At 64.2% G+C, this 22395-nt stretch carries 22 protein-coding genes; 9 read left to right on the top strand and 13 right to left on the bottom strand.

All coding sequences use genetic code 11. The features are described 5' to 3' along the window. Positions 1-8: 8 nt before the first annotated feature. Both JKG68_RS16715 and JKG68_RS16710 read right to left on the bottom strand, forming a co-directional pair. Positions 9-461 carry a tripartite tricarboxylate transporter TctB family protein gene (locus tag JKG68_RS16715; RefSeq protein WP_202061702.1) on the bottom strand — a complete coding sequence of 151 codons (453 nt, stop codon included), beginning with the start codon at positions 459-461 and terminating at the stop codon, positions 9-11. A gap of 109 nt (positions 462-570) precedes the next feature. After that, positions 571-1542: a Bug family tripartite tricarboxylate transporter substrate binding protein gene (locus JKG68_RS16710; RefSeq protein ID WP_202061700.1), complete on the bottom strand. Its 972-nt coding sequence runs from the start codon at positions 1540-1542 to the stop codon at positions 571-573. Positions 1543-1711: 169 nt separating this feature from the next. Here JKG68_RS16710 and JKG68_RS16705 point away from each other — a divergent pair, with 169 nt between their 5' ends. Next, a complete protein-coding gene (locus tag JKG68_RS16705) occupies positions 1712-2428 on the top strand; it encodes a GntR family transcriptional regulator (protein WP_246515514.1) in 717 nt (238 codons plus the stop codon). Between the two features lie 146 nt (positions 2429-2574). Here JKG68_RS16705 and JKG68_RS16700 read toward each other — a convergent pair whose 3' ends face one another. The 3 genes from JKG68_RS16700 to JKG68_RS16690 all read right to left on the bottom strand — a co-directional run bounded on the left by JKG68_RS16700 (position 2575) and on the right by JKG68_RS16690 (position 5871). Then, a complete protein-coding gene (locus JKG68_RS16700) occupies positions 2575-4461 on the bottom strand; it encodes a bifunctional sugar phosphate isomerase/epimerase/4-hydroxyphenylpyruvate dioxygenase family protein (RefSeq protein ID WP_202061698.1) in 1887 nt (628 codons plus the stop codon). A gap of 64 nt (positions 4462-4525) precedes the next feature. After that, the gene (locus JKG68_RS16695) at positions 4526-5206 is read right to left on the bottom strand and encodes a GntR family transcriptional regulator (protein ID WP_202061696.1); all 681 of its coding nucleotides are present in this window, start codon (positions 5204-5206) and stop codon (positions 4526-4528) included. Then, positions 5203-5871 (bottom strand): GntR family transcriptional regulator, encoded by a 669-nt coding sequence (locus JKG68_RS16690; RefSeq protein WP_202061694.1) that lies wholly within the window; start codon positions 5869-5871, stop codon positions 5203-5205. Before JKG68_RS16690 ends, JKG68_RS16695 begins: the two co-directional genes overlap by 4 nt. 188 nt (positions 5872-6059) lie before the next feature. Here JKG68_RS16690 and dctP point away from each other — a divergent pair, with 188 nt between their 5' ends. The 5 genes from dctP (at position 6060) to JKG68_RS16665 (ending at position 10338) form a co-directional block, all read left to right on the top strand. After that, positions 6060-7052: a TRAP transporter substrate-binding protein DctP gene (gene dctP / locus JKG68_RS16685; RefSeq protein WP_202061692.1), complete on the top strand. Its 993-nt coding sequence runs from the start codon at positions 6060-6062 to the stop codon at positions 7050-7052. Between the two features lie 87 nt (positions 7053-7139). Beyond that, positions 7140-7658 (top strand): TRAP transporter small permease, encoded by a 519-nt coding sequence (locus JKG68_RS16680; protein WP_202061686.1) that lies wholly within the window; start codon positions 7140-7142, stop codon positions 7656-7658. Next, positions 7655-8956: a TRAP transporter large permease gene (locus tag JKG68_RS16675; protein ID WP_202061678.1), complete on the top strand. Its 1302-nt coding sequence runs from the start codon at positions 7655-7657 to the stop codon at positions 8954-8956. The genes JKG68_RS16680 and JKG68_RS16675 overlap by 4 nt, the downstream gene beginning before the upstream one ends. Before the next feature lie 28 nt (positions 8957-8984). Further along, a complete protein-coding gene (locus JKG68_RS16670; RefSeq protein WP_202061676.1) occupies positions 8985-9434 on the top strand; it encodes a type II 3-dehydroquinate dehydratase in 450 nt (149 codons plus the stop codon). Positions 9435-9438: 4 nt separating this feature from the next. Beyond that, positions 9439-10338 carry a shikimate dehydrogenase gene (locus JKG68_RS16665; protein WP_202061674.1) on the top strand — a complete coding sequence of 300 codons (900 nt, stop codon included), beginning with the start codon at positions 9439-9441 and terminating at the stop codon, positions 10336-10338. Between the two features lie 52 nt (positions 10339-10390). Here JKG68_RS16665 and JKG68_RS16660 read toward each other — a convergent pair whose 3' ends face one another. Both JKG68_RS16660 and JKG68_RS16655 read right to left on the bottom strand, forming a co-directional pair. Continuing rightward, on the bottom strand, positions 10391-10810 hold the full coding sequence (locus tag JKG68_RS16660; protein WP_202061672.1) for a hypothetical protein: 420 nt from the start codon (positions 10808-10810) through the stop codon (positions 10391-10393). A 155-nt stretch (positions 10811-10965) separates the two neighbouring features. After that, entirely contained in the window at positions 10966-11229 is a 264-nt protein-coding gene (locus tag JKG68_RS16655; protein ID WP_202061670.1) for a hypothetical protein, read from the bottom strand. Between the two features lie 10 nt (positions 11230-11239). Between JKG68_RS16655 and JKG68_RS16650 the strand changes: the two genes are divergently transcribed. Together JKG68_RS16650 and JKG68_RS16645 are read left to right on the top strand one after the other, a co-directional pair. After that, positions 11240-11590: a hypothetical protein gene (locus JKG68_RS16650; RefSeq protein ID WP_202061668.1), complete on the top strand. Its 351-nt coding sequence runs from the start codon at positions 11240-11242 to the stop codon at positions 11588-11590. A gap of 152 nt (positions 11591-11742) precedes the next feature. Beyond that, on the top strand, positions 11743-12096 hold the full coding sequence (locus JKG68_RS16645) for a hypothetical protein (protein ID WP_202061666.1): 354 nt from the start codon (positions 11743-11745) through the stop codon (positions 12094-12096). 98 nt (positions 12097-12194) lie between these two features. Here JKG68_RS16645 and JKG68_RS16640 read toward each other — a convergent pair whose 3' ends face one another. Together JKG68_RS16640 and JKG68_RS16635 are read right to left on the bottom strand one after the other, a co-directional pair. After that, positions 12195-13223 carry a hypothetical protein gene (locus JKG68_RS16640; protein WP_202061664.1) on the bottom strand — a complete coding sequence of 343 codons (1029 nt, stop codon included), beginning with the start codon at positions 13221-13223 and terminating at the stop codon, positions 12195-12197. A 340-nt stretch (positions 13224-13563) separates the two neighbouring features. Next, positions 13564-14712, bottom strand: a complete 1149-nt coding sequence (locus tag JKG68_RS16635) for a glycerophosphodiester phosphodiesterase (RefSeq protein WP_202061662.1) — start codon at positions 14710-14712, stop codon at positions 13564-13566. Positions 14713-14912: 200 nt separating this feature from the next. Between JKG68_RS16635 and JKG68_RS16630 the strand changes: the two genes are divergently transcribed. Further along, the gene (locus JKG68_RS16630; protein WP_202061660.1) at positions 14913-17348 is read left to right on the top strand and encodes an AI-2E family transporter; all 2436 of its coding nucleotides are present in this window, start codon (positions 14913-14915) and stop codon (positions 17346-17348) included. A gap of 10 nt (positions 17349-17358) precedes the next feature. Here JKG68_RS16630 and JKG68_RS16625 read toward each other — a convergent pair whose 3' ends face one another. The 4 genes from JKG68_RS16625 to JKG68_RS16610 form a co-directional block, all read right to left on the bottom strand. Continuing rightward, entirely contained in the window at positions 17359-18225 is an 867-nt protein-coding gene (locus JKG68_RS16625) for a PPC domain-containing DNA-binding protein (protein WP_202061656.1), read from the bottom strand. 39 nt (positions 18226-18264) lie between these two features. Then, complete coding sequence (locus JKG68_RS16620) at positions 18265-19068, bottom strand: SDR family NAD(P)-dependent oxidoreductase (protein WP_202061731.1); 804 nt, start codon at positions 19066-19068, stop codon at positions 18265-18267. Between the two features lie 112 nt (positions 19069-19180). Next, positions 19181-20191: a TRAP transporter substrate-binding protein gene (locus JKG68_RS16615; RefSeq protein WP_202061645.1), complete on the bottom strand. Its 1011-nt coding sequence runs from the start codon at positions 20189-20191 to the stop codon at positions 19181-19183. A 53-nt stretch (positions 20192-20244) separates the two neighbouring features. Beyond that, the gene (locus tag JKG68_RS16610) at positions 20245-22125 is read right to left on the bottom strand and encodes a TRAP transporter large permease (protein ID WP_202061729.1); all 1881 of its coding nucleotides are present in this window, start codon (positions 22123-22125) and stop codon (positions 20245-20247) included. Positions 22126-22395 lie beyond the last annotated feature (270 nt).

Below are 22395 nucleotides of genomic sequence, written 5' to 3'. Positions count from 1 at the left end.
GCCTGCCCCTACTCGCCGAACCAGGAGCCGAAGAGAGGCAGCGGCACGCCGAGACCTCTCACGAAGACGAGAACGCAGAACCCAACCAGCAGAACCAGACCGATGGAAGCCTTGAGATCGAGGCGGAAATGCTGGCTTGCGACGGCGCTCAAGAGAACGAGCCCGAGCAGCGCGACGATGAGACCTGCCGTCTGAAGGAGAAGCCCGAACAGAGCGGTGGCTCCAACGATGAGCCCCAAGGGCTTCCATGCGATCGCGCCGACCGCATCGCCGTCGCGCAGGAAGGAGCGCGCCACGGACAAGCAGCCGATGAGAACCAGAACCACGCTGAGAACCGTGGGAAAGTATCCGGCACCCATGCGTCCTGACGTACCCATCGGGTAATCGCGGCCGATCCAGAAGGCGGCCGTGCCGAAAGCAATGTAGAGAACGCCAGCCCAAAGATCTTTCTTCTGGAGCAACTGTGATCTCACAGGCGTTCTCCCGGTATAATCGTCATGAACGGTTTGCAGCCCCTGCCGGGCGAGCGGAAGGTCGGGGCGGCAACGTTAGGCGCCCCGACCAAAATCCTTACTGGTCGGCCGTGATCTTTCCGGTTTCGACCACGGTCTTCCAGCGGCTGATCTCCTGATTCAGGAATTCCGAGAACTGGCCGCTCGTGTTGGCAACAACCTCGAAGCCGATGTCGTTGAACTTGGTCTTCACATCAGGGGAGTTCAGGGCGGCGGTCAGCGACTGCTCGAGCTTGCCCTTTACATCGGCCGGAAGGCCCTTGGGTGCGGCAATCGCCTGCCATGAATAGACCTCGACCCCCTCCACGCCCGCCTCCTTCAGGGTCGGCGCATCCGGGAAGCTTTGGTTTCGCTTGTCGCTCGTGATGGCGAGAAGCTTCAGCTTGCCCGCCTTGATGTGGTTCGACACGGCGCCCAGGTTCTGGAACGACACATCGGCATGTCCGCCGATCAGGTCGGTGATGGCGGGAGCGCCGCCCTTGTAGGGCACGTGAACGCCCGTCGTGCCGGTTTTCTGCCAGAACAGGGCCGCCGTCAGATGGTCGGACGAGCCTGCCCCGGACGAGGCGAACGTGACCTTCTCCGGGTTCTTCTTCAGATAGGCGACCAGTTCCTGAACGTTGTTGGCCGGGAAACTGGGGTTGGCCACAAGAACGTTCGGGGTGCGCACGGCCACCGTGAGCAGATCGAAGTTCTTGGTCGGGTCGTAGGGAAGGCTCTTATAGAGCGCTGGATTGATGGCGTAGACGCCGATCGAGGCCACCATGAGCGTGTAGCCGTCGGGCTTTGCCTGAGCGACTTGGCCGGCGCCGAGGGAGCCGTTCGCGCCGGGCTTGTTCTCGACCACGATAGGCTGGCCGAGGCTTTCCTGCATCTTCTGGGTGGTCACCCGGGCCGTCGTGTCGGATGCGCCGCCGGCCGGGAACGGTACGATCACCGTGACGGGCTTCTCAGGGTATCCGGCGGCGTAGGACGGTGCATAGACCGCAGCGCTCAGGACAACGGCAGATAACAGCTTCAGCGCCTTCATGCGCTTCCTCCTATGGTTTTTGAAAGTGTTCGTTGTGCTCGTCTCTGCGGGCTTACGGCTGGCTATCCAGCATCGACAGGCACTTACTAAAACGCTAATGCATTAGTGCGTCAAGCCCTTTCCTCACCCAGGTTCGTGATGTAATGATGGCGCTTTATCGAAGCCGGATATGAAAAAGGGACGGGAGATGGATGCCTTGCCTGTAGCTGCGCTGCGCAACCGGGACCGTTCGCGCCACGCCGCGCCTCAGGTTTTCGAGCAGCTTCGGGAGATGATCACGTCCCTGACCCTGGCGCCCGGAACAGTGCTCAATCGCCTGACCTTGCAGCAGGAGTTCGGCCTCAGCTCCACCCCCATCCGGGACGCGCTCCTGCGCCTTCAGGACGACGGGCTTGTGGAGATCTTTCCTCAGCATGCCACCGTCGTCAGCCCGATCGATCTGACGCTTGCGCACCAAGCTCATTTCCTGCGCCGCTCTCTGGAGCTTGAGATCGTGCGCAGCCTGGCCTTGGCACCGGAGCCAAGGCTGATCGCAAGGCTCCAGGGTTTCCTGGCGCAGCAACAGGCTCTCATGGAGGCTGAGGACTTCGAGGCTTTTGCGGCAGCCGACCAGGCCTTTCATCAGCACCTTTACGAAGCGGCCCAGATGTATGACCTCTGGACCCTCGTGCGCAGCCGCAGCGGGCATATCGACCGCCTGCGTCGCCTCCACCTTCCAACCCCAGGCAAGGCTCAAGGCATCGTTCAGCATCACAGGCTGATCGTGCAGGCGATTGCCGACGGCGAACCCGAGGAAGCGCAGAGGCATCTTCGCGACCACCTCTCCGGCACATTGTCCCATGTGGACGAGATCCGAGCCAAGTATCCGGGCTACGTCAGGGGCTAGAACCTAAAGATACGTCACGCCAGCGAGGTCATGGGGGACGTTTACGACAGGGATGTCGAGATCCGGGACGTTCAGGGACGAAAGGTCTCGTTCTACTACGTCTGACAGCTGCTAAAGACCCCTCCTACGAGGCTTCCGCTTTTCCCTCAAACCCCTGGCGGCAGCGTTTCGGAGGACAGTCGCGTTTGGGACGCGAGGCGAATGGGAGCGTTCACGGCGCCATAGCCCCGATAGCTCCGCCGCTCCACGATTTCGAAGAAGAACCCGCCTTCCAGCGTTCTTGTGTAGACCTGGAAGTACTCCGCATCTCCCTCGCGGTCGTACAGGATGTTGCCGTTCCGCAGCCTTTCCATGCTCTCGGCCGGCAGATCCGCCCTTACCTCGAGATCATCGTAGTAGTTCTCAGGGATCGGCAGAAGCTCGACGCCGTTCGCCTTGAGGCGCTCCACTGTCGCGAAGATGTCATCGGTGGCCAGCGCGATGTGCTGGACTCCCGACCCGAAGAGCTCGCTCAGGAAGCGGGACGACAATGTGCGCTGGCTCTGGGAGGCGTTGAGGATCAGGCGAAGCGATCCGTTCCCGGTCTCGATGGCTTGGCTCTGCACCACCCCGCCCGGGTCGATCACCGTTTGAACCGGAGTCTTCCGCACATCCAGAAGCGATGTGTAGAACAGGAGCCAGGTGAGCATCTCCTCGTAGTGCATGGACTGGGAGACGTGATCGACGCTTGTCAGACCGGCCCCGGTGAAATCGTCCGCCCCGGTAGGCACGAAATCGACGTCCCAATGCCGGTCCAACCCGGTCCTTCGATCCACGAAGTACAGCAGGCTGCCGCCTAAGCCGCGAACGGCCGGGATGTTCATCTCGCCCGGCCCGACAGGCTGCTGAAAAGGCTGGTCCAGAAGCGTGTTGGCGCGGTTCACGACCCCGGGGGCGTCATCGACGCGCAGAGCCAAGGCGCAGACGGATGTTCCATGCGTGATGTTGAAGGAATGAGCAAAGCCCTCCTTGTCGGCGTTCACGACGATGTTGATGTCGCCCTGCCGCCAATGCGTTACGGCCTTGGAGCGGTGAACGCCTGCCTTGCTGAACCCAAGAGCGCTCAAGGTCAGCTCGAAGCCTGAGGCACTCCGCTCGTCGACCGCAAACTCGACGAACTCCACACCGGTGCACACAGCTTTGGATGGAAGAGCCTCCAGGTCAGGAACGGCTGCTCCCGCTCGCCGGCGAAGTTCGTCGAGCATGACAATGAGGGACCGCTGCCCGTCGATGGCGACGCTGCGCGCCGAGCCTGCCCGGAACCGATCGTTGAAAATCTCCAGGGACAGCAGCCCGTCGAAGCCCGTTGCATGAAGCGCGTCCATGAACTCATCGATGGGTAGGTCGCCCTGCCCTGGGAAGCAACGATAGTGCCGGCTCCAGGACAGGTAATCCATGTCGAGCTTCGGCGCATCCGCCATCTGCACCAGAAAGATCTTCTCCGGCGGAATGGAGCGGATCGCCGACAGGTCCGTTCCTCTGGCGAGCACATGGAAGGAATCGAGCACCAGCCCGACCGCCGGATGGTTCGCCCGCCGTACGACCTCCCAAGAGTCGCGATAGTCGTGAATGTGCCGCCCCCAGGAGAGAGCCTCGAACGCCACCCGCATGCCGCGCTTGGCGGCCCGCTCGCCGAGCTCGTGAAAATCGGCGGCTGCCCGCTCGATCCCGCCGAGAGAATCAGGCGAGACATTGCTGCATACCATCAGCAGGTCGCAGCCAAGTTCCTGCATGACGTCGAATTTGCGCTCGGCCCGGGCGAACACCTTCGATCGCTGCGGCTCGGGCATTCCCTCGAAATCGCGGAACGGCTGAAAGGTGATCGTTTTCAGCCCGAGCCCCTCGATCATCCGCCGCGCATCGGCGGGCGTGCCGTTGAAGGAGAGAAGATCGTTCTCGAAGATTTCGACGCCCTTGAATTGTGCAGCCGCAATGGCCTCTATTTTTTCCGCGAGGGTGCCGCTCAGGCAAACGGTGGCGATGGCGGTGCGCATGCTTGTTTCCATTTCCTCTCAAGGGGCCGGGAGAGCGTTGCCGTCGGGGTCCGCTCCTTCTCCGCTATTTGATCGTTCCCGTAGCCAGTGCATGCTCGACGCCGCCGACGACGTGGCGGGTCAGCACCTCGCAGGCACGTGCGGCATCCCGGCTCAAGGCGCATTCCAGAAGGAGGGCATGCTCCTGCGCAGCGATGTCCCCGCGATAGCTCAAGGCGATCATCTGGTAACGGAGGTATTTGTCGAAGACGGCCGCATGGTTATCGATGAGCATCTTCGACCCGCAGGCGGAGATGAGCGCCTGGTGGAACTGCCAGTCGTATCGCTTCCACTCCTCCGTGTGGCCTCTGTCGCCCTGGGCCATCCGGTCTTCCATCCTGGCCAGACGGTGGTGGGCGGCAACCACCCGCCCCTCCCATTCCATGTCGCCGGCCCGGAACGACTGCTCCAGCGCGCGGCACTCGAGCAGCTGCCGCAGAGCCGCGATCTCCCTCAGGTTGGCAATCGACACAGGGGCCACCTCGAACCCTTTCTGACCCTCGGCAACAACAAGCCGTTCGGAGTGGAGACGGTTGAGGATCTCCCGCAGCGTGCTGACGCTGGCCCCGTAATCCGCCTTCAGCCGGTCGAGCTTCAGCTTCTTGCCCGGCATCAGGCGGCCGAACACGATGTCGGACCGGATCTTCTGGTAAGCGCTTTCCCCGACAGTGGATGGCTGCGGAATTGCTTGCGCGTCGTCGGTCATTTCAGGGCACCGCTCTTCAGCGTGTAGGTCACGCATCCGTTCACATGTTGGGCGAGCACCTCGCAGGCCCTGCGGGCATCGCGGGCCAGTGCGCAGTCCAGCAGGATCCTGTGCTCCTCGGCCGCGATCTCGCCCCGGAACACGACCGCCACCATCTGGTAGCGCAGGTATTGGTCGAACACGCCGCCATAGAGATCGAGCAGGGTCTGCGAGCCGCAGGCCTCGATCAGGGCCTGGTGAAATTCACGGTCATAGCGTTTCCAGAGCTCCGTCTGCTCCTGATCGCCAGCGATCTTCCGCCGCTCCATGAAGGCCAGCTTGTGATGGGCGGCGACGACCCGGCTCTCCCATTCAAGGTCGCCGGCGGCAAAGGACAGGGGCAGCGCGTAGGTTTCCAGGAGCAGCCGCATGGCCGCCACATCCTCGAACCCGGCAGGCGAAACCGGCGCGACCCGGAAGCCGCGCTGCCCCTCCGCAATCACCAGCCCTTCCGATGACAGCCGGCTCAGGATCTCCCGCAGGGTGGGGACGCTCGCCCCGTAGCCGGTTGCGAGCTGGTCCAGCCGGAGCCGCGCCCCGGGCCCCAAACGGCCGAAAACGATATCGGCCCGAATCCGGTCGTAAGCACGATCTGCGATGGACGTTGCCAACAGCTCAATGCTCATTCCGCCACCGTTACCCCATGCAAAAGCGCGAAAGCGCCCCTTTGACCCTGGCGACACAGCCAGACAATATCAGTCTAAAGCCAAAATATCAGATGATATTAATAATGACTATTGATTTTATGATTATCAGGGCGGATAGTTCGGACCAAGACGCAGACGAGTGCGCGGCATCGTAAGGAGAGGAAACAATGGCGTTCGGTATCAATCGGCGGTTCCTGATCGCTGCGGGTGCAGCCCTTCTGGCCCTGGGATCGGGTGGTCCTGCCACCGCACAGGCCCCCGGCAATCTACGGTTCTCTGCAGTCTTCTCGGAGCAGGATATCCGGGCCGAGATGATGAGGCAGTTCAGCGAGAGCGTTAAGGCTCAGGGCTTCACGCTTCAGCCCTATTACGGCGGCACCCTGTTCAAGCAGGGCACCGAGTTGGTCGCCATGCAGCGCGGCAACCTCGAGATGGGCAACATCGCCCCGCAGGACATCTCCAACCAGATCCCGGAGTGGTCCATCGTCACCTCCGCCTATCTGTTCCGCGATGCCGACCATCTCAAGAAGGTCTTTGCCAGCGACGTGGGTCAGCAGCTCAAGAAGATGGCCTCGGACAAGCTCGGCATTCACATCCTGGGCCCCACCTATTTCGGCGCCCGGCATGTGGGCCTGAAGCCGAAGAAGAAGATCAACACGCCTGAGGATCTCGCCGGCATCAAGCTGCGCATGCCCGGCGGCGACGCCTGGCAGTTCCTGGGCCAGTCGCTCGGCGCAAATCCCACGCCCATGGCTTATGCCGAGGTCTATACCGGCCTACAGACGGGAGCCATCGACGGCCAGGACAACCCGCTGCCGAACGTGCAGAACATGAAGTTCTACGAGGTCATGTCCCAGGTCGCGCTGACCTCGCATCTCGTCGGCTTCGATCTTCTGGCCGTGTCCAACAAGGTCTGGAACGCCATGACGCCGGAGAAGCAGGCCGCCTTCCAGGCTGCCGCCGACAAGGCGATCGAGTGGAGCACGCAGGAGCACCTGAAGAAGGAGGCGGAACTCGCAAGCTTCTTCAAGGAGAAGGGCCTCGACGTCTACACGCCCGATCTCAAGGCCTTCCGCGAGTTCGCCCAGAAGAAGTATCTGGCCTCGGATCTGGCAAAGAGCTGGCAGCAGGGCATGCTGGAGAAGATCAACGCCATGTAGGCACTGCCTTGCGGCCGCCGGGCCCGATGCTCCGGCGGCCGTTTCGCTCATACCCGTTCAGCGCCTTCCCAGGAAGGAACGACTCCCATGACCGCATCGCTTAGGGCGACGGGCGCCTGGCTTGCGCGGCGCGCCGAGAATGTCGCGTCCGCCATGCTGGCCGCCATGTTCCTGGCATTTCTCCTGCAGATCGCGTTTCGGTACGTTCTCGGACTGCCGATCGGCTGGACCCACGAGGTGAGCGTCATCCTTTGGATCTGGCTTGTCCTCTGGGGGGCTTCGTTCGTGGTCAGCGAGCGCGAGGAGATCCGGTTCGACATCATCTACGGCTCCGTCGGCTCCGGAACCCGCAGGATCATGGCCATCGTCACCGCCGTGGCCCTGATCGCTCTTTACGCCATCTCGTTTCCGGCCGTTCTCGACTACATCACCTTCATGAAGGTGGAAAAGACCGGGTACCTCAAGATCCGGTTCGACTGGCTCTTCTCGATCTATATCGTCTTCATCATTGCCACGATCATCCGCTACATCTGGCTGGCATGGCAGGCCATGCGCGGCGTCGCCCCGGACGATTTCGATCCCACCAAGGCGAGTTCCGGCGTATGAACCTTGCAAGCCCCTTTTCCCTCGCGCTTGTTGCGATCACCGCCCTCGCTTTCCTCGGGCTGCCCATCGGCCATTCGATGATTGCCGGCTCGATCCTGTACCTGCTCCTTGCCGGGCAGGACATGGGAACCGCGGCCGAGCAGCTCCTCAACGGGATGTACTCCAACTACGTCATTCTTTCGGTGCCGCTCTTCATCCTGGCCGCCGAGTTCATGAACATCGGCAGCATGACCGACCGCCTCATGGCGTTCTGCAATGCGCTCGTGGGCCGCTTCCGCGGCGGGTTGGCTCACGTGAATATCCTGCAGAGCATCATCTTCGCCGGCATGTCCGGCTCGGCCATCGCCGATGCGGCGGGCACGGGGCGCATGATGCAGGCCATGATGACCCGCGACGGCCGTTACACGCCGAGCTACGCGGCCGCCGTCACGGCCGTGTCGTCCGTGATCGGGCCGATCATTCCGCCGTCGATCCCGATGGTGCTCTATGCGCTCGTCTCCGATGCCTCGATCGGCTTCCTCTTTCTGGGCGGCGTCGTTCCGGGCCTGCTGATGGCGTTGAGCCAGATGATCATTGTTGCCATGACGGCGCGTCGCAGGAATTTTCCTGTCGAGAAGCCGGTCCCCTTGCGCAAGCTGCCGCGGATCACCTGGGATGCCTTTCCGTCGCTCATGATGCCGGTGGTGCTCCTTGGCGGCATCTACAGCGGCGTGATGACCCCGACGGAAGCGGCTGCGGTCGCCGCCGCCTATGCGCTCGTCATTTCGGCGGGCCTTTATCGCAGCGTAAGCTGGGGCGACTTCTACCGCTCGCTGGCCATCAGTGCGCGGACGACGGCCTCCATCGGCATGCTGATCGCCGGAGCGCTCGTGTTCAACTATGTCGTGACGGTCGAGAACATCCCGGAATCGGTGAAGGCGCTGCTGGCAGGCTGGGATCTCTCACCGGTCGGCTTTCTTATCCTGGTCAACGTGCTTTTGCTGCTGCTTGGCTGCGTGCTCGAAGGAACGGCCATCCTGCTCATTGTCGTGCCGGTCTTCATCCCGACGGCGCAGGCGCTCGGCATCGACCTCGTGCATTTCGGCGTGGTGGTGGTCATCAACATCATGGTCGGGCTGATCACGCCGCCCTATGGGCTGCTCCTGTTCATCATGGCCAATATCTCCGGCGAGCCGCTGCGCGATATCATCCGCGACACCTTGCCGTTTCTTTTCGCGATGCTCGTTGCCCTCGCCATCCTGACCTTTGTGCCGGAAACGGTTCTCTGGCTGCCCAGGCTATTCGGCTACCAGGGATGAACGGGCTCAGTTTCAGGGAAGCATTGTGATGAGCAAGCCAGTCTACGTTCTCAACGGGCCCAACCTGAACCGGCTCGGAACCCGCGAGCCCGAGATCTACGGCCGGACCACCTTGGCCGAAGTCGAAGCCTTGTGCCGTGAGGCCGCGCCTCACAACGCGATCATCTTCCGGCAATCGAACCGTGAATACGAGCTCATCGACTGGATCCACGAGGCCATCGACGAGGGCGGCGGGATCATCATCAATCCGGCGGCCTTCACGTTCACCTCCATGGCCATCATGGATGCCCTGAAGATGTTTCCCGGCCCCATCATCGAGCTGCATATCTCGAACATTCACCGGCGCGAGCCGATCTACCATAAGTCCTATGTTTCCCCGGTTGCGACGTCGGTGATCGCAGGCCTCGGCACCGAGGGGTACCCGGTTGCCGTCAGGTCCATCCTGGGCATGATCGCCAAATCGCGGGCGGACGCCTGACACCATGACGAAAGTGCCGCTGCCCGAGAATACCAACAGCAGGGAAGATCAAGACCCATGGGCTTGGCCATCCGTACTCGTCGGGCTGGTGGGTGCCGGCATCCAAGCCTCCCGCACGCCGAAGCTCCATGAACGGGAGGGCGCCCGGCAGGGCTTGCGCTATGTCTACAAACTCATCGACCTCGAAGCGCTCGGCGTCGATGCGAGCGCACTACCAGAGATTCTGACGGCGGCTGAGCGCCTGGGCTTTGCGGGCCTCAACGTCACCCATCCCTGCAAGCAGGCCGTGATCCCATTTCTCGACGAGCTGTCGCCCGATGCGGCAGCGCTCGGGGCGGTGAATACCGTGGTGCTCAAGGATGGCAGACGGATCGGGCACAACACCGATTGGTGGGGCTTTGCCGAGAGCTTCCGGCGCGAGCTGTCGGACATGCGCCGCGACCGCGTCGTCCAATTCGGCGCCGGCGGAGCAGGCGCCGCCGTGGCCCATGCGCTCCTCACCCTCGGGACGGGCGAGGTGGTCATCGCCGACACGGATGAAGCCCGCGCCCGGACCCTTGCCGCAGCCCTCGGCGAGCGTTTCGGCCCAGGGCGCGCCTCCGTCGGCTCTTCACCTGGGGAAGCCTTGGCTGCGGCCGACGGAATGGTCAACACGACCCCCATCGGCATGGCGAAATACCCCGGCATGGTGGTTCCCGTCGAACTGCTTCGCCCGGAGATGTGGGTTGCCGATATCGTCTACTTCCCGCTGGAAACGGAACTGCTGCGCCAGGCGCGCGCGCGCGGCTGCCGCACCATGTCGGGCGGGGGCATGGCCGTCTTCCAGGCTGTTGGCGCCTTCCACCTGTTCACGGGAAAACAGCCTGATGCATCGAGGATGCTTCTCCACTTCGACGAGATGTAGAGCCTGAGCGGCCCCTGCATCGGCCGACACATGGGCACCGTGGACGCCCGCATCAGGGAATGGGGTTGGATGGACCCTGAGCGATGATCACGAAGATTGCCGAAAGCACTCCGGCGAGCAGCACGCCGCCCAGAAGAGCGGTACGAACCGGAATATGATAGCTCAACCAGGACAGGCGCAGCGCCTCCCTGTGCTCCTGCCGGACGGCTGCTTCGTCGGCATGGGTGAGCCTGAGAAGGGTTTCGACATCGTCCAGCAGGTTGAGCGTATCCTGGGACAGGTTCTGCTGCCGCCATGTCCGACGCTGCTCCCGGCTGGTCTTGAGCTTGACCGATCTTACCTTGATGCGCCCGGCATCCCTCACCTCCCGGCGAATGGAGTGAATGGCGAAAAGCATGAGGAGCGGCACGAGGACGATGATGCCGATGATGGCCCGGTCTGCAGGCGTCAGGGCCGAAAGAAAACCGCCCATCGAGGTTTCTCCTCAAGGTGTCAGTCGATTTGCCATTTAGAGTGTCCTCATGGGCTTTCTTGCGGCAGGCCGTGAAAACGGCGGCATCCTGCCAAGAACAGGGCGGCTTCCGATCCACAGGCGGGTCGAATTCAGGTTGATCGCGCGCTGCCGCGTCAGCGCAGGGCCACGACTGCGCCGGTTGCGTCGAGCTGGCACGCCACGCGCGACTGGCGGACCTGGCGTGCATTCGCCCGGGCGTAAATGACCCTTACCGAAATGGGAGCCGTGAGCCCTCCATCCTGCGTGCGGCTCGCCTGTCCGGCACTGGCTGCGTCCACCTGCACGGCCCCATAGGGGAGCGCTGCCGCCGCGATGGAGGCGCGGCAGGCCTGGACGAACCTGCCTGTGGGAGCGGCCTGCCGAAACGCGGGGTCCATGAAGCCGGCCGTGGCGGATCCTGATGCCTCCAGGCGGGGCATGAGGGAACGCGGCAGGCTCAAGGCGGCGCTGCCCCCTCTGATGCCGAGCGAGGCCGGAGCCGCTGTTACGGCTGCGGGTGCAGCAGCAGGCACAGCCCGCGCGCTTGCGGGCGCTGGCGCTGCCTGTGGGCTTGCGGCAGCCGGTGCGGGCCGCGAGGTTGCAGCGGCTGGCGCTGCCTGTGCGCCTGCAGCGGACGGTGCTGCCCGCGAGGCTGCGCTGCCTGCCGTGTCTGCTCTTCCAGGCGCCGATGTAGGGGCCGATGCAGGGGCCGACCCCGATGCTCCTCTGGATCGTTCGCTGGTGTTGCTGCTGTTCTGACTGCTTGTGCCGGCAGCGCCCCCGGCACCTCTGCCGGCGCTGCCGCCTCCCGACGTGTTGCCGCTGCTCCCTTTCCCTTGGCCGCCCCCGGCTCCCTGTCCGCTATCCCCCGTGCTTCCACCCCCCCTGCTGCTCCCGCTGCTTCCATTCCCTTGATTGCTGCCGCCTCCGGCCTTTCCACCACCGTTGCCTTGGTTGCCACCGCCGCTATTACCGCTGCTGCCCTGGCTGCCACTTCCGCTGTTACCGCTGCCCTGGCTGCCACCGCCGCCGCCAGTGCCGCCGCCTCTGTCGCCACCTTTGCCGCCGCCCCTGTCACCACCCTTGTCACCGCCCCCCTTGTCGCCACCGCCCTTGTCGCCACCACCCTTGTCGCCGCCGTTCCCGCCTCCCTTGTCTCCGCCGCCATTGCCATTCCCCTGACCGCCTCCACCATTGCCTCCGCCGCCCTTGGCCAGAAGGGGCTGAGCCGACAGCAGTGCGATGGCGACGATGGAAACGACTGATAGCCGTAGCATGGCTCCTCCTGATGGTTGCGGTCATCCCTGCATGGATGCAGGACCGGCTGGTTGTGGTTCGGGTGTTTCCAGGTGGCGTGGCGGAACTACCAAAGCCTGCTGTCGGGCAGCAGGGCTCTGGGCAGGCTGAGACCGCGCGGACCGGGCAAATCTCGAGCATCCTGCGCCAGCATGCGGGGTCGAGGGACCTTCTTGGAAACCTTGTCCGCCGATGACGTGCTTTGGGGGCGGGCTTCCCTCTCCAGCATGGTCACCCTGGCTGCCGCAGGCTCCGGTCGCTGCCGGGGGCTGCGGATCGAAGCCGTCGCGGCATCGTCCGCCGGCCGGGCCGGCGCTTTGGCTTTGGGAGGCGACGCCTGACGGGCTTTACGGCTCGTGGCATCCGGGTCCTTCACCGGCTGAGTGTCCCGTACCGGCCCCTTTCTTTCGTTCGACGGCGGCAATGACCGTGCCGGATTGGCCGGCAGCACGTTCATCCGGTCTGCGGGGGGTGAGATGGCGGCAACCTGATCCTGCTTCGGCTGGGGCAGGCTCTTGGCCTCTGCCCTCGCGGCCTCTTTCGAGGTGAGCGCGGCGAGCTGCCCTTGCATGGCCTCGATCTGCTTGTGCGCGAGAGTTGCCTTTGCCCTCTCGTTCTCGGCCGCCTTCTGGGCTTCGATCATCCCTGCCCTCAGGCTGGCAAGTTCCTCATGAGAGGCGGCCGCCCTCAGAAGCGCGTTGTTGGCGCGCTCCTTTTCCTCGATCGCCGCGCTGCGATACTCGGCCATCAGCGCCTCGTTCTCCTCGATACTGGCAAGCTGTCCCCGGAGGCCCAGGAGATCGCGCTGCGCCGCATCGGCGCGCTCCTTCTCCCGCTCCAAGGCCGCTTGGAGCGACAGAACCCTGATCTCCTCATCGGCAGGGGCATCCACAGGGCTCTCCGCTGGAAGCGGAGGCAAGTCCTGCCATTTGCCGGCCGGTGACGAGGGTGCGGCCGGCGCGCGAGCATGAGCTTCGCCGGCAACCGGGCGCGCATCCGTTACCGGCGGCAGGTGAACTTCCGTTGCGAGTCTGTCTCCTGCGAAACCGGGCAGCAGGTACGCCGTGGCACCGCCCACGACCAGAGCGCCAGCCATGCCCCACCGCCACGGACGGAAGAACGCAGACGAGGCCGTGCTTTCGCGATGGCCCGCACCGGAATTCCGAATCCTCTGCCAAACCATGGGAAATCCTTGGTCACTTCATAAAAGTTGCAGCAATGGCTGTTGCCCGCGTTGCGGAGCCATAACCAAATGAAAAGCCTGCAGCCTCGGATGCCGCAGATAAGCTGCAACCTATATCGACCTGTATTGTGGCTTTGCCGGGCACCCTTGATGGCAATTCAGGAGGATGATCCTTTTGAGAGGGTGGAGAGCGCAAAGCAAAGGCCCGGCGGAACGACGTCTGCCGGGCCTTTGCCGATGCGACCGCCTGGGACTAGCGCGCTTTTACGGCGGTGTCGGGAAAGTCGCTGAAGAGGCCATCGACGCCAAGAGCGTAGAACGCCTTGTATTCAGCCGCCGGATCGCCCTTGAAGGATGAGGCGAGGCGCTTGGGCTCGTTGCGGAAGGTCCAGGTGAAGACCTGGAGGCCTGCCGCGTGGGCGTCCTTCACGACGCTGGTCGCCGGTGCGAGAACGCGGTCCTGCTCATCGGCCTTTCCATCGCCGTTGAGATCGTCCGCCTTGCCGTCGCCGTTCTGATCCACCTGCTTGCTCGGAAGAATGTACGGCTTCCAGGGAGCCAGGATGTCGGCATAGCTCTTGACCTCGGCCAGCCCCTCCTTGGTCAGAAGGTCCTTGTAGGTGCGCTTGTCGCCGATGACCACGAAGTCGTAGGGCTGCGCATAGGGAGCGTTGAGAACGATGTTCCCATCCTTGTCCACGTCCTCGGCATCGAGCAGCTGCGCCAGCTTCACGTCGATCCTGGTGTTCAGATATTTCAGGTTGGCGACCTCGAAGCTCTGGATCACCACCGGGGACGAAGCCTCGGCCCAGCCCGCCTCCTTCAGAACGGTCACCAGCCGATCCTCGATGGGAAGGCCCAGTGCCGCATGGAACGTCGAGTGCTTGGTCTCGGGGGCGATCCCAACGGCCCGCCCACGCGCGCCTGCCTCTTTCTTCGCAAGGTCGATGACCTCCTGCAGGGTGGGAACCTGGTATTGGCCGTTCTTCGACTGGTCGCGGTCGGACATCGCCTGCTTGGCGCGAAGCTGCTTGATCTCGGCCAGGGTGAAGTCGCCGGCGAACCAGTCCGTGGTGTCCACTCCGTCCACCTTGCGGGTGGTTTTGCGCGATGCGAACTGGGGAAGGTCCGCCACATTGGTCGTGCCGCTGAGCATGGGCTCATGACGGGCGATCAGCACGCCGTCCTTCGTCACCACGAGATCCGGCTCGATGAAATCGGCGCCCATGTCGATGGCCATCTTGTAGGCCTCGAGGGTGTGCTCGGGAAGGTAGCCGCTGGCGCCGCGATGGGCGACCACGATCGTGCGCTCGCCTGTCAGGGTCTTCTCCTGCGCCAGGGCCGGCGCGATCAATCCGGACACGGAAGCGGCCAATGTTCCGAGAATTGCAAGATGCTTCATGTACATTCCTCCTAGAGCTGCCGCCTACCAGCGGTTCTGTGACGCTGTGATGACCGGACCGGCAGGAAACGGACCCACAAGCCTGACGTTCGGGCGCTCGTCTTCGCGGGCCCGGAGGGATGAAAGCACAATCCCCACCCAGGATCCAACGGGCCGGTGACGAGTTGTCCTCATCGTAACTTAACTGCAAGGTCCCACAGATGGCCGACCCGGCGCCACCCCCGCTCCCGCCTGCCTCGCCGCCGGCGGGCTCCTCGCTCCTGACGGCCGGCGGCGTGGTCCTGGCGATCGGCGGGCTTTATTTCGGCCGGGACATCTTCATTCCCTTCGCGGTCGGCATTCTCCTCAGCTTCGCGGTGACCCCGCTCGTCAATCGGCTTCGGCGGCTGAGGCTTCCGCGCATCGCTGCGGTGCTGATCGCCGTGACCCTGGCGTTCATCCTGATCGGAGGCCTCACCTACGTGGTCGGCCGCCAGCTCGTGCAGCTCGCCAACAACCTGCCGAGCTATCAGACCACCATTACGGAGAAAATCCGAGGCCTGCAGTCCTCCGCCCCGGGAGGCGGGGTCGTGGACAAGGTCACCACAACCATTCAGGACCTGAGCAAGGAAATCTCAGGAGCCGACAAGGCCACCGACAATGCGGCCAGGCAGGCTGGCGCGGCTCTTGGCTCCCCGGCTGCGCCGCAGGAGCCTGTGACGGTCAGGCTGGAGCGTCCGGAATCCCAGCCGCTCGAGATCATCCAAACCATCGTCGGCCCCCTTCTCGCACCGCTGGCCACCGCCGGCTTGATCATCATTTTCGTGATCTTCATTCTGCTCGAACAGGAGGATTTGCGAGATCGCTTCATCAAGCTGGCCGGTGCCGGCGATCTTCAGAAGAGCACGCAGGCGCTCAACGACGCAGCGGCGCGGGTCAGCCGCTACCTGCTGATGCAGCTCGTGGTGAACCTCACCTATGGGGTTCCGATCGGCATCGCCCTGTACTTCATCGGCATTCCCAATGCGGTGCTGTGGGGCTTGCTGGCGGCGGTGCTGCGCTTCGTGCCCTATCTGGGCCCCTTCCTGGCCGCGACCTTTCCCATCGCGCTTGCCTTCGCGGTCGACCCGGGCTGGTCGATGCTGCTGTGGGTCATCGGCCTGTTTCTTCTCGCCGAGCTCATCAGCAACAACGTCATCGAGCCTTGGCTCTACGGCTCCAGCACCGGCCTGTCCTCGCTTGCGATCATCATGGCGGCCATCTTCTGGACCACCTTGTGGGGACCGGTCGGGCTGTTTCTCGCCACGCCCCTGACGGTCTGCCTCGTGGTGATCGGCCGCTATGTGCCGCAGCTCGAATTCTTGGGTGTCCTCCTCGGCAGCGATCCCGTGCTGGCGCCGGAGGAGCGCCTGTACCAAAGGCTGCTCGCCGGCAATCTCGAAGAGGCCGTCGAGATCGCCGAGGATTACGTGGACGAGCACTCCTCCCGGGAGTTCTACGACCACGTGGCCATACCGGCCCTGCGCCTGGCGGAAAACGACCGTCAGCGCAGCACCACGGACACCAACTACCGCCGCCTCGTGGCAAGCACGGCCACATGCGTGGTGCGGGAGGTGGCGGACCACATTCAGGAGAAGGCATCGCGTTCCAAGAACGACGAAGGCGACGAGGGGTCCTATCCGGCGAATGCGGTGGAGGGAACTCCGGTCCTGTGCATCGCCGGCCGCACGGAACTCGACCGTGCAGCCGCCGAGATGCTCGCGCAGGTTCTGCAGGAAACCGGCATCGGAGCGCGCGTCCTGCCGCCGATCTCCATCAGCGAAGGCGCGTTGGGCCAGCTCGATCTGACCGGAGTGGAGGTTGTGTGCCTGTCCTATCTGCACCCTCAGCCCCAGGTGTTCGCCCGCTACATCTGCCGTCGTCTCCGGCGACGCGCACCCCACCTGAAGCTCGTGGTTTGCTGCTGGAACGCACCGCCTCACGCAGGCCAGGCCGAGGACATGACCCGGCAGATGGGGGCCGATGCGGCCATCGTGTCCCTGGAGAACTGCGTGAGCCAAGTGGAAGGCTGGGTGTCTCGCGACGGAAAGGCAGCGGAGAACGCGCCAGCCCTTTTGGACGAGGAGCACGAGCGGCTCTCCGCCCTTCAACGGCTGGGCCTCAACTCGGCTCATCATCCTCGCTTCGAAGCGGTGGCCCAGAGGGTGGCCCAATCCTTCGATGCGCCCATCGGGCTCGTTTCGCTGATCGACGAGGAGCACCAGCACATGCCCGGGGCAACCGGCCTCTCGGCGGATCTCAACGCCACCCGGCGCATGCCCAGGGAGGAGTCCATCTGCGGCCACGTCGTCGCGGCCGACGAGGTCGTGGTGGCGGAGGACGTGTCCAAGGATCCGCGGTTTGCCGACAACCCGCTCGTGCTCGAAAAAGGCATTCGCTTCTATGCCGGCGCGCCCCTGCGCACCTCCTCAGGCCTCACCATCGGCTCGCTATGCGTCATCGACACGGAGCCCAGGGAGTTCGCGGAAGAGGATCGCCGGCGCCTGCAGGACATGGCGGACGAGCTGATGTCGGATCTCGAGCATGAAGCTGGGCAAAGCCCGGCTCGCGAGGATCTCGCGCCGACGCAGGCCGCCGGCAGGGCCGGGCAATCGTGATGGCGACAGCTCAGACGCCTCCGCCCTCCAGCACCTCGATCAGGAGCTCGAAGGTGACGCAGACCGGGTTGTCGCCGTGAACGAGTTCGCCTGAGAAGATCGCTCCTTCCATGTCGACCACATCGATCACAAGCCGCGTCTGCAACCGGCCGCCTGCGGTCTCCACGATTCCGTTCCGGATCAGGACCTCGGTTGCATGGGACTCCACCCGGCTTCCATCCGTGAACCGGACGCCGTTCAGGCTGCCGATGCCATGGACTTTGGCCCGGCTGATCCCATGGCTCGAACAGATCCCCTCGATGGCCACGCCGATATCCTGGTTCGGGCGAACCTTCGCGAGCAGCGCGCGGGAGCCCGGCCTGCCGGCCCGGTATTCGGCGGCCTGAACCGGCTCGAAGAGGGTAAAGTTCGTCTCCCGGTCGGGCGTGCCCCGGAAGGTGGCCTCCCTCACTCCGATCCCATGAACGTCTATGGGCTCCGCCACCGTTGAGACCGGCCCGAGCATGTGGCCCATGCGCGGGCCGTCGGCGGTCTGCCAGATGCCATGGCAGTGGATGAACGGCTTTTCGTCCCGAATGCCCACGATGGCATCGGCGCGCAGGATCTCCACGCCTCCCGCGGGCTCGAACGTCGCGCTGTACCAGGCGGCATGATCCGCATCGGGAGAGGCGGCGGGCATCACATAGCGGAACGGCTCACAGCGGCCGCCCCGCAGGGAAACGAAACCGCCAGCGCAGCCCGAGGCGGCCAGCCCCCTGGCAATCGCCTCCTCGACGGCATCGCCGGGCTCCAGAGCAAAGCGGAGAGGAACCGGCGCGCCGAGGGCCGTCGTCACGCGCTCCGGGGCGGCAGGGCCTGGATGAAGGATATGACGCATGATCGATTCCTGCTTGCTCCGGCAAGGCGAACGAGCCGTTCAGTGGAACTCGGATACGGCGCAGCTCTGCCCGCCGTCCACCGGAAGGCACACGCCGGTGATGAACCGAGCCTCGTCCGAGGCCAGGAAGACAGCCGCATTGGCCACATCCCAGGCCGTTCCCATTCGGCCTAAAGGAACGGCCGCATTGCGCGCCGCCACCATCTCCTCCACCGAGGCGTACTGGCCCGAGATCTGCCGGTAGATCAGGGGCGTGTCGATGAGGCCCGGCATGATGCAGTTGGCCCGGATCCCCTGCCGGGCATACTGCATCGCGAGCGCCACGGTGGCCTGGTTCACGGCGGCCTTCGTGGCGTAGTAGGCGAAATAGGGATAGCCCGTCCACCGGATCGCCGCGAGCGAGGAGATGTTGACGATCGCGCCGCCGCCCTGCTGCAGCATGTGAGGGATGACGGCTTTGGCGGTGCGGTAGACCGGCCCGATGTTCAAGTCGAGCGCGGCGGCGAACTGCTCCTCGCTGAGCTCGACCGGGCCGCCCATATGGGTCACGCCGACATTGTTGTGCAGGATGTCGATGCGCCCGAACTGCGCGACGCTTTGCGCGACGGCCTGCTCGATCGAGGCGATCCCGGTCACGTCCGCCGCGATCGGGACGGCAAGGCCGCCCTCGCGCTCGATGATGGATGCCGTTTCGTCCGCGGCCGCCTGGTCGAGATCCACGCACGCCACCTGCGCGCCTTCGCGCGCATAGGCCACGGCGGCGGCCTTGCCGTTGCCCCAGCCGGGGCCCGAGGATCCGGCTCCGAAGACGATGGCCGCTTTGCCGCTCAGACGCCCGGCCATACGCTTCTCCGACATGCTCTGCTTCGAGGTGAGATCGCCATATCCGTCACGGTCATAGCCGTCACGGGGCGGCCTGCAGTCTTGCAGCCCGCCTCGTGACGCCCGGTATCGATCAGCTCAGGCTGCTGCCCACCGACTTCTCCAGGATGGCCCAGGCCTCGTCGCCGTACTTCTTCTTCCACTCCGCATAGAAGCCCGCTTTTCTGAGCGCCTCGCGGAAGGGTGCGGCATCGGGATCGTTGAACTGCATGCCCTTGGCGATGAGCTCGTCCTTGACGCCCGCGTTCAGCTTCGCCACATCCGCCCGCTCCGTGACGGCGGCGTCATTGAGGTGCTTGGCCACGATGGCCCGCAGATCCTCCGGCAGCCGCTCCCACGCACGGCGGTTCGCCAGGAACCAGAACCCATCCCACATGTGATTGGTCATGGAGACGTGCTTTTGCACCTCGAACAGCTTCGCCGTCGAGATGATGGCAAGCGGGTTCTCCTGCCCGTCGACCACCTTGGTCTGCAGGGCCGTGTAGACCTCCGCGAAGTTGATGCTGGCCGGGGCCGAGCCGAAGGCGGTGAACATGGAGGTCCAGAGCGGGCTCACCGGAACGCGGATCTTGAAGCCCTTCAGATCCTCGGGCTTCTCGATGGCCTTGTTCGAGCTGGTGATCTGGCGGAAGCCGTTGTCCCAGATCTTGTCCATCACCACCAGGTTGGCCTTCGTGATCTGGCCGCGAACATAGGCTCCGAGCTCCCCGTCCATGGCCTTCCAGACCGCGTCGTAGTTCGGGAAGGCGAAGCCGATGCCGCTGATGGAGGCGTTCGGCACGAGCGTGGACAGGATCAGAGGCGACAGGGTGAAGAACTCCACGCCGCCCGAGCGCACCTGGCTCAGCATGTCGGTGTCGGAGCCGAGCTGGTTGTTGGGGAAGATCTGGATCTCGACCCGACCATTGGTCTCCTGCTTGATCTTGTCCGCGGCTTCCCTGGCCCGCAGGTTCATCGGGTGCGTGACGGGCAGGTTGTTGGCGTATTTGTAGGTGAACTCGGCCGATTGAGCACGAGCCCCGAAGCCGGTGAGCACGGCGGCGGAGGCGGCGCCCTGCAGCATCGTGCGGCGTGAAATGATCATGTGTTTCTCCCTCGTCTTGTTATGTCGGATGGTTGGTACGCACGGTCTGAGCGTTACAGGAAGCTGGTTGAGATGGCCGGAATGGCCGCGATCAGCACGAGGCCGACCAGCAGGGCCAGGATGTAGGGCCAGATGGCCCCCATGGCTTCGTCGGGCGAAACGTTGCCGATCTTGCAGGCGATGTAGAACCCGATGCCGATGGGCGGCGCCATCAGGCCGATATTCATCGCGGTCACCACCACCATCGAGTAGTGGACATCGTTGATGCCGAGATTCTTGGCGATGGGAAACATGAGCGGGGCCATGAGGACGATCGCCGGCAGGCCTTCGAGCACGCAGCCCAGGATCAGGAAGATCAAGATGGTCGCGGCCATGAAGATCATCCAGCCGCCGGGCAGCCCGGTCATGAAGGCCGCAAGCTGCTGGGCAAAGCCCGTCTGGGTCAGCGCCCAGGCCATGGCGAGCGCCGTCCCCAGGATCAGCAAGATCGCGCCGCTGAGAGCGGCGGTCTCGACCAGCATGCCGTAGAACTTGCGCCAGCCGATGCCCCCGTAAAGGACGATGCCGATAACGAGGGCGTAGAGAACGGCGATGGTGGAGACTTCCGTGGCCGTGGCCACGCCGCCGCCGACGGCGCTTCGGATCAGGAACGGCAGCACCAGGGCGGGCGCGGCGATCAGCAGGGTGCGCCCGATGGCCTGGAGCGGGGCGCGGCGCACGTTGCGGAGGTTTTCTCCGGATGCCTTGATGCGCGCGAGCGCGGCCAGCACGGCCAGCAGGACCATGGCGACCACGAAGCCGCTCGTGAACAGCCCGGCGATGGAGACGCCGGCGACGGACCCCAGGACGATCAGCACGATGCTGGGCGGAACGGTATCGGCCATCGCGGCGCCGGTCGCCAGGAGAGCGATCATCTCCCTGGGCTGATGCCCGCGCCGCTTCATCTCGGGAAACAGGGCCGGCGCAACGGTCGCCATGTCGGAGACCTTCGAGCCGGAGATGCCTGAGACCAGGAACAGCGAGCCCAGCAGCACATAGGACATGCCGGCCCGCACATGGCCCAGAAGCGAGGCCAGGAAGTCCACGATGGCCTTGCCCATGCCGGTTGCATCCAGGATGCAGCCGAGGAACACGAAGATCGGCACCGAGAGCAGGATGATGCTGGACATGCCTTCGTCCATGCGCCCGATCATGACGAAGATCGGAACCCGCGTGCTGAAGGCCAGGAACGCCAGAGTGCCGATGCCGAAGCAGAAGGCGATCGGCACGCCCATGACGAGGCAGACCGCCACAAGGCCGACGAGAAAAATCAGAATGTTGATGTTGCCGAGCCGCAGGAGGGCCGGCGAGAGCAGCCAGAAGGCGCCCGCAATCGCTCCGATGAGCGCCGCCGCAACGGCGAGATCCCGAAGCGTCGATGTCTTCACCGCATAGGACAGGACCAGGCCCAGCATGGCGAACAAGCCGAAGGCTATGGCCGAGACGCGAAAGCTGTTGGGAATGTTCAGGGCGGGGGATGTGACGTACCACTCCTCCATCACATACTCGACGGCCGGCTGCAGCATGACGAGCAGGAACGCCGCCATGACCAGGAGCGACAGGGTGTTGATGAAGGCCTGAGCCCTCTTGGGGAACATGCCCGTGAAGATGGTGAGCCTGAGGTGCTCATTCCGGTCGATGGCGATGGCGGAGCCCAGCATCGCAAGCCACAGAAACGAGATCGACGCCACCTCGTCGATCCAGATCACCGGAACGGAAAACACATAGCGGGATGCAACGCCGGCCAGCAGCAAAACCATGATCAACGCAAGGAGAAGCGCGGACACGACCTCTATGGGCTTGATCAGGAAAGCGCCGACGCGGGGTGCGTCGACCGCTTCGGCGTTGGACAGGGGAGCGATCGTGTCGCTTACGGCAGCCATGTTGCTCTCCATGCTCCCGGTCACCGCATGCCGTTCGGGTGACGGCACCCAGCGTCCAAGGACGCCCGGAACCGTGCGCTGCGCGGCATTCCACGCTTTGCGGCATGGAGCCCGGATCGCGCGCATGGCGGGGGAAGCGGCCTCTCCTCAGGCGCAATGCTCATTCGGGCTCCTCCCGTTCCTCCTGACGCCGGCGACCAAGGCCGCCTGACAGGTCCACTTTATGGATCTCTTCTTTGTAACGGACGAACGGAAAGATACACGTCCGGCAAGTCATTGCAA

It is taken from the genome of Microvirga aerilata (assembly GCF_016743775.1).
GTDB classification, from domain to species: domain Bacteria; phylum Pseudomonadota; class Alphaproteobacteria; order Rhizobiales; family Beijerinckiaceae; genus Microvirga; species Microvirga aerilata.
The sequence above is the reverse complement of the archived record's forward strand: the minus strand, read 5'-3'. Positions and strand labels throughout refer to the sequence as shown.

Coding starts and splice junctions, on each gene's coding strand:
- JKG68_RS16615 (WP_202061645.1), bottom strand. CDS start 20,191: ATGATCATTTCACGCCGCACGATGCTGCAGGGCGCCGCCTCCGCCGCC.
- JKG68_RS16710 (WP_202061700.1), bottom strand. CDS start 1,542: ATGAAGGCGCTGAAGCTGTTATCTGCCGTTGTCCTGAGCGCTGCGGTC.
- JKG68_RS16635 (WP_202061662.1), bottom strand. CDS start 14,712: ATGAAGCATCTTGCAATTCTCGGAACATTGGCCGCTTCCGTGTCCGGA.
- JKG68_RS16670 (WP_202061676.1), top strand. CDS start 8,985: ATGAGCAAGCCAGTCTACGTTCTCAACGGGCCCAACCTGAACCGGCTC.
- JKG68_RS16675 (WP_202061678.1), top strand. CDS start 7,655: ATGAACCTTGCAAGCCCCTTTTCCCTCGCGCTTGTTGCGATCACCGCC.
- JKG68_RS16705 (WP_246515514.1), top strand. CDS start 1,712: ATGAAAAAGGGACGGGAGATGGATGCCTTGCCTGTAGCTGCGCTGCGC.
- JKG68_RS16640 (WP_202061664.1), bottom strand. CDS start 13,223: ATGGCTGGCGCTCTGGTCGTGGGCGGTGCCACGGCGTACCTGCTGCCC.
- dctP (WP_202061692.1), top strand. CDS start 6,060: ATGGCGTTCGGTATCAATCGGCGGTTCCTGATCGCTGCGGGTGCAGCC.
- JKG68_RS16620 (WP_202061731.1), bottom strand. CDS start 19,068: ATGGCCGGGCGTCTGAGCGGCAAAGCGGCCATCGTCTTCGGAGCCGGA.
- JKG68_RS16700 (WP_202061698.1), bottom strand. CDS start 4,461: ATGCGCACCGCCATCGCCACCGTTTGCCTGAGCGGCACCCTCGCGGAA.
- JKG68_RS16695 (WP_202061696.1), bottom strand. CDS start 5,206: ATGACCGACGACGCGCAAGCAATTCCGCAGCCATCCACTGTCGGGGAA.
- JKG68_RS16630 (WP_202061660.1), top strand. CDS start 14,913: ATGGCCGACCCGGCGCCACCCCCGCTCCCGCCTGCCTCGCCGCCGGCG.
- JKG68_RS16625 (WP_202061656.1), bottom strand. CDS start 18,225: ATGCGTCATATCCTTCATCCAGGCCCTGCCGCCCCGGAGCGCGTGACG.
- JKG68_RS16690 (WP_202061694.1), bottom strand. CDS start 5,871: ATGAGCATTGAGCTGTTGGCAACGTCCATCGCAGATCGTGCTTACGAC.
- JKG68_RS16660 (WP_202061672.1), bottom strand. CDS start 10,810: ATGGGCGGTTTTCTTTCGGCCCTGACGCCTGCAGACCGGGCCATCATC.
- JKG68_RS16655 (WP_202061670.1), bottom strand. CDS start 11,229: ATGGACCCCGCGTTTCGGCAGGCCGCTCCCACAGGCAGGTTCGTCCAG.
- JKG68_RS16610 (WP_202061729.1), bottom strand. CDS start 22,125: ATGGAGAGCAACATGGCTGCCGTAAGCGACACGATCGCTCCCCTGTCC.
- JKG68_RS16665 (WP_202061674.1), top strand. CDS start 9,439: ATGACGAAAGTGCCGCTGCCCGAGAATACCAACAGCAGGGAAGATCAA.
- JKG68_RS16680 (WP_202061686.1), top strand. CDS start 7,140: ATGACCGCATCGCTTAGGGCGACGGGCGCCTGGCTTGCGCGGCGCGCC.